We start from the raw sequence: 4627 nt of genomic DNA on the forward strand, positions 1-4627 counted from the left end.
TGCTCAAATGCAGTAATAACGCTACTAAGTTGCTCTGGATTTGACATAATTAAGTCCTGATGGATGAGTTACCCGTATTAAATCAGAACAAAAAATGGAAGTTGAGCTACGCTGCCGTAAGCTCACAGTAAGTATCTATCCAAAAGCGATTATTCACGTTAACGACAGATTGCACGGGTGTATGCCCATGTACAACATAATCAACAGAATCAATGGTTAAACAGCCCCCTTTTTCTGCCAACGGACGACTCCATAAGGTTTGCCAAATATCATCGTCCGATAAAGTCCCGCTTTGTAATGTCGACCAATCATGCGTTGCAGATGCATGTGACACACCGACTGTTAAGCCATTCACTTCAATTGTGCGCGTTAATGGCATCGCTATTTCAATCAGCGTTTTCCAACGCATCAGCAGATCAAAACGATCTAAGTTGTCGGTTAACCATTGCCCATGGTCTGATTTTAAATGGTCCCAAAATTTAGATGATTTAAATCCCAGTATAAAAAGTTGCTCATGGTTTCCCATCACCGAATAAAACCACTTCTCAGTTAATAAATTTAAACAACCAATGCTGTCGCTTCCTCTACCAATTAAATCACCAGTGCAAAATAACCTATCCAATTTAAAATCAAATTTAAGAGAAGCCAGTTGCTTAAAGAGTTGCTTCAACTGCCCGTGAATATCCCCAACAATATAATCTTTACCGACACGGTTAAGGGCACTATAAACATGTTGCTTGCGTGGTTTAAATTGCATGACAGTCTCCATGAATAAAGATGAATCACCATACATTGATGACAACTCACATCAGAGTCTCAATTTATTTTTGTATGAGCTTTCCCCAAAACAGAGTATTAGCTTGGTAACCAGGTTTCAGCATAGTAATAATAACCATCAGTAAGCTCCCCATAAATAGATAAAAGCCAAAACCAACCTCATCGAGAGGTAAACTATAATTTTCGCTGCTACGACTTGAAGTATGAATAACCGATTCAGAAATCACTTCATAAAAACGCCAGCCAATTGCCACCAGCAACACTAAGATCAAACCACGCGAGACAGCTTGCTTTGCACCAAGCAAGTAACTACAAAGTGTCACAATTGCAATGATATAGAGCCATGCAGGTGTTGATTCACTCAACGAAAATGAATTTCCCCAATATTCACCGAACGTAAATAGACTACTAAACATCAAGCTACATAAGCTACACACAGCAAAGATATTCATTAACTTAATACTTGATGTATCCGCTTTAAATACCCTTTCTGCTGTTTCATCGAAAGCTGCTTTTGCCTTATCCAGCGTCTGTGATTGCTTCAACTCTGTTGATAGATTCTCTGCTCGTTTTTGTGCTTCATTCGCTATTTCAACCGCTCTGCTTTTAATGGTCATAATATGGTTTCCTTTTAATATTACATCGTCATTAATATAATTTTGAATCGCGCGCTTAACGTTCGTTTGCGACTTAATGGGAATATGCTCAGGTGACGTAAACAGATTAGATTTACGCAACCTACTAATAAATCTGTTCTCAAGAAATCCATGAGAGGGAGGCATTGGCTCTCGATAACTTTATTTAGAACTGCATCACGTTATTTTTTAAGGTTTCCAACTCTAGTGAAATACCGTCGTTATCAGCCTGCCCCGTGATATAGGAAAACTCACACTTATTAATCACCTCTTGTTGGCTTTTAGAGATGCGCTTCGTGCCTTTATGCACACCCGCTTCTTTATAACAAACATTCACCATTTTTATTTTTGCTTCATATTGGCTATCCCATCCGCTTAGCCAAGCAAGCTGCTCCTCTTGAGTAGATGAACCACAGCCTGTTAACATCAATGTAACGAAGCCTGTAGATAGGATTAATTTACACTTGTTATTTAAAAAAATTTTCATCATTGTTCCTTAATAATTTGAGGTTTTAAATTACTTAGCAAGTTTGCTAATGGGATAATAATGTAGGAAAGAGGCATTGAAGTGCAGTGACATAACTGTGAATTGTTTACGCAATTTTTTATCTAAGAAATGAGATTAAAGAGGATGGAACTGAATTCATATAAAATACTAACATCAGTAACCTACTGAAAATATAAAGCTAAAATAAAATATTTAAATGATAATTTTGGGGATATTTCCGTTAGACAAAAATTCTAATCAGGTAACCGCTGAACACATTTTATAAACGCACCATAATGTAATCTGGAGAGGTATCATCAGGAAATAACATGTAAACGGGTCATTAAATATTTAATTAATATATCCAATGATTATCTCCGATGAACGTAAGCGCTCAAGCATCCCCATCTAACAAACACTTCAATTAACTGCCACTCTTTCCTTTTATCTTGAAAGGGAACCGTTATGCAAACAAAACCTCTGACCAAAATACAACAAGGCTGGCTAAATCATATTCATCAAGCTACCCAGCAAAAAATATCAATGTCTGCTTATGCCAAGCAAAATAAGCTGGCTTTAAAAGCATTTTATAACGCTCGCTCAATGCTGATAAAAAAAGGGTTACTACCACCAATAATTCACACCCCATTAATGCCCGTAACGGTATCCAATTTGCCTTCTCCAAAACCAACAAGCTCATGCCGAATCACGCTATGCAATGGGGTGATCGTTGAACTTGCAGGCATTGATGTTACCTCTTTGCTTAACAGTGCTAGCCAATTATGATCAGGCCTTGCAACGCAATTGAAAAAATATATCTTTGTCGTGATCCCGTTGATTTTCGCAAAGCCATTAACGGACTTTCAATGATTGTTGAAGAGACACTTTGTTTAGATCCCTTTTCATCACAGCTATTTGTATTCACCAATAAACGTCGCAACAAAATTAAAATATTAGTGTGGGATAAAACAGGTTTTATTTTATGGCTAAAAGCGTTGGATAAGGCGCAATTTAAGTGGCCGTTGAAGAATAAAAAAGAGGTGGTTTGTATTGATGGGCAGCAGCTAAATTGGTTACTCGATGGTATCGATGTTTTTGCTATGAAACCCCATAAAACCTTACATTACAGCACTGTTTTATAGTGTTTTTTAGTGCGTTCTTTAGTATAATAAACGCCATGAAAAAGACGAATAATCAATTACCTACAGACGTTAAAATACTTCAAGATTTACTGCTTGAAGCACAGTCTTTGCTAGAAAAAAAAGATGCTGAGATTAATGCGCTACTCGAGCAGTTAAAGCTTCTTCGCTCTCAAAAATTCGCCCCATCAAGTGAGAAACAAAGCCCAGAGCAGGGAGAACTATTTGATGAAGCAGAACAAATTGTTGAAATGGAATTAGCGGCACTTGAACCAGAAAAATCGCCTAAAATAGGCAAGAAAAAAGCAGGCCGTAAACCATTACCTGCGCACCTACCTCGTGTTGAAGTCATTCATGATTTAACAGATGAAGAAAAAATCTGTCCGCATGACGGTCAGACTCTGCATAAAATAGGTGAAGAAGTTTCAGAGCAATTAGAAATTATCCCTGCGAAAGTACAAGTTATCCGTCACATTAGATTCAAATATGCCTGTCGTTGTTGTGAGCAAGGCATCCATAGTGCTGACATGCCCAAACAAGCATTTCCCAAAAGCAATGCCACCGCTGCCACGTTTGCTTATATAGCCGTCAGCAAATATCAAGATGCACAGCCACTTTACCGTTTAGAAAATATCTTCAAGCGATCAAAGATTCATATCCCTCGCAATACCATGGCGAATTGGATGATAAAACTCGGTGGTGACATATTTACCCCACTGATAAATTTGTTTAGAGATAGGCTGCTTGAACAACCTCTGATTCATTACGATGAAACCACTTATCAAGTATTGAACGAGGCAGGAAAAACGGCACAATCCAAATCTTATATGTGGGTTGGACTCGCTGGCGAGCAAGGTAAGCGCGTGGTTTTATTTGATTATGCGCCAACGCGTGCAGGCAATGTTCCGACTTCATTGCTTGATGATTTTAGTGGTTATCTTGTTACCGATGATTACGGCGGTTACAACGCGGTCTGTGAGAAAAATGGCATCACGCGAATTGCTTGCTGGGCACATGCGCGTCGAAAATTTAATGATGTACTGAAAATACAAAAAGTGAAAACAGGCAAAGCGCAAATTGCGATGAACTATATTGGCAAGCTTTATCAGATTGAAAAAGCGTGTGTAGATTTATCGAATCAATCGCGATTAACAATACGACAAAAAGAGTCTAACGTCATTATTAACGAGATGCGTACGTGGCTGGATAAATCACTATTACAATCACCTAAGCAATCAAAACTGGGTAACGCGTTACATTATCTCAATAATAATTGGTCGAGGTTAGTTGAGTTTTTAACGGATGGTATTATTCCGTTAGATAATAATGCCGCTGAAAATGCGATTCGTCCGTTCGTGATTGGGCGTAAGAATTGGCTACACTCAAGCAGTGTAAAAGGCGCCCATGCCAGCGCGGCTATTTACAGCATCATAGAAACCGTATTATGCCGCATGCGGCATAAGGCGGTTTATACCGAAAGAAAAACTATGCCGAACACATGCTGTCCAATTTCATAAGTGTGCTGGTATTACTGTCATTTGACTGTAAGGATCCAGTTTCTATTCGGCATAGTTTAATCCTAGAACTAC

Annotated in this window: 6 protein-coding genes; 3 read left to right on the forward strand and 3 right to left on the reverse strand. The window is 38.5% G+C overall.

Annotated elements, in window-relative coordinates:
* Positions 1 to 106: 106 nt before the first annotated feature.
* The 3 genes from KSO91_RS16095 to KSO91_RS16105 form a co-directional block, all read right to left on the reverse strand.
* Positions 107 to 757 (reverse strand): metallophosphoesterase, encoded by a 651-nt coding sequence (locus KSO91_RS16095; RefSeq protein WP_238744046.1) that lies wholly within the window; start codon positions 755 to 757, stop codon positions 107 to 109.
* 64 nt (positions 758 to 821) lie between these two features.
* Positions 822 to 1394, reverse strand: a complete 573-nt coding sequence (locus tag KSO91_RS16100; protein WP_238744047.1) for a V-type ATP synthase subunit E family protein — start codon at positions 1392 to 1394, stop codon at positions 822 to 824.
* A gap of 184 nt (positions 1395 to 1578) precedes the next feature.
* Positions 1579 to 1902, reverse strand: a complete 324-nt coding sequence (locus KSO91_RS16105; protein ID WP_238744048.1) for a hypothetical protein — start codon at positions 1900 to 1902, stop codon at positions 1579 to 1581.
* 462 nt (positions 1903 to 2364) lie between these two features.
* Here KSO91_RS16105 and tnpA point away from each other — a divergent pair, with 462 nt between their 5' ends.
* The 3 genes from tnpA to tnpC are packed head-to-tail and all read left to right on the forward strand — an operon-like array spanning position 2365 to position 4555.
* Positions 2365 to 2685, forward strand: coding sequence for an IS66 family insertion sequence element accessory protein TnpA (gene tnpA / locus KSO91_RS16110; protein WP_238744049.1), 321 nt, complete (start codon positions 2365 to 2367; stop codon positions 2683 to 2685).
* Entirely contained in the window at positions 2682 to 3041 is a 360-nt protein-coding gene (gene tnpB / locus KSO91_RS16115; protein WP_238744050.1) for an IS66 family insertion sequence element accessory protein TnpB, read from the forward strand. Before tnpA ends, tnpB begins: the two co-directional genes overlap by 4 nt.
* A gap of 35 nt (positions 3042 to 3076) precedes the next feature.
* Positions 3077 to 4555, forward strand: a complete 1479-nt coding sequence (tnpC, locus tag KSO91_RS16120) for an IS66 family transposase (RefSeq protein ID WP_238744051.1) — start codon at positions 3077 to 3079, stop codon at positions 4553 to 4555.
* Positions 4556 to 4627 lie beyond the last annotated feature (72 nt).

It is taken from the genome of Psychromonas antarctica (genome assembly GCF_022267535.1).
Taxonomy (GTDB): Bacteria; Pseudomonadota; Gammaproteobacteria; order Enterobacterales; family Psychromonadaceae; genus Psychromonas; species Psychromonas antarctica.

Excerpts from the sequence above, each read along its gene's own strand:
- KSO91_RS16095 (WP_238744046.1), bottom strand. The coding sequence starts at position 757 with ATGCAATTTAAACCACGCAAGCAACATGTTTATAGTGCCCTTAACCGT.
- KSO91_RS16100 (WP_238744047.1), bottom strand. The coding sequence starts at position 1,394 with ATGACCATTAAAAGCAGAGCGGTTGAAATAGCGAATGAAGCACAAAAA.
- KSO91_RS16105 (WP_238744048.1), bottom strand. The coding sequence starts at position 1,902 with ATGATGAAAATTTTTTTAAATAACAAGTGTAAATTAATCCTATCTACA.
- tnpA (WP_238744049.1), top strand. The coding sequence starts at position 2,365 with ATGCAAACAAAACCTCTGACCAAAATACAACAAGGCTGGCTAAATCAT.
- tnpB (WP_238744050.1), top strand. The coding sequence starts at position 2,682 with ATGATCAGGCCTTGCAACGCAATTGAAAAAATATATCTTTGTCGTGAT.
- tnpC (WP_238744051.1), top strand. The coding sequence starts at position 3,077 with ATGAAAAAGACGAATAATCAATTACCTACAGACGTTAAAATACTTCAA.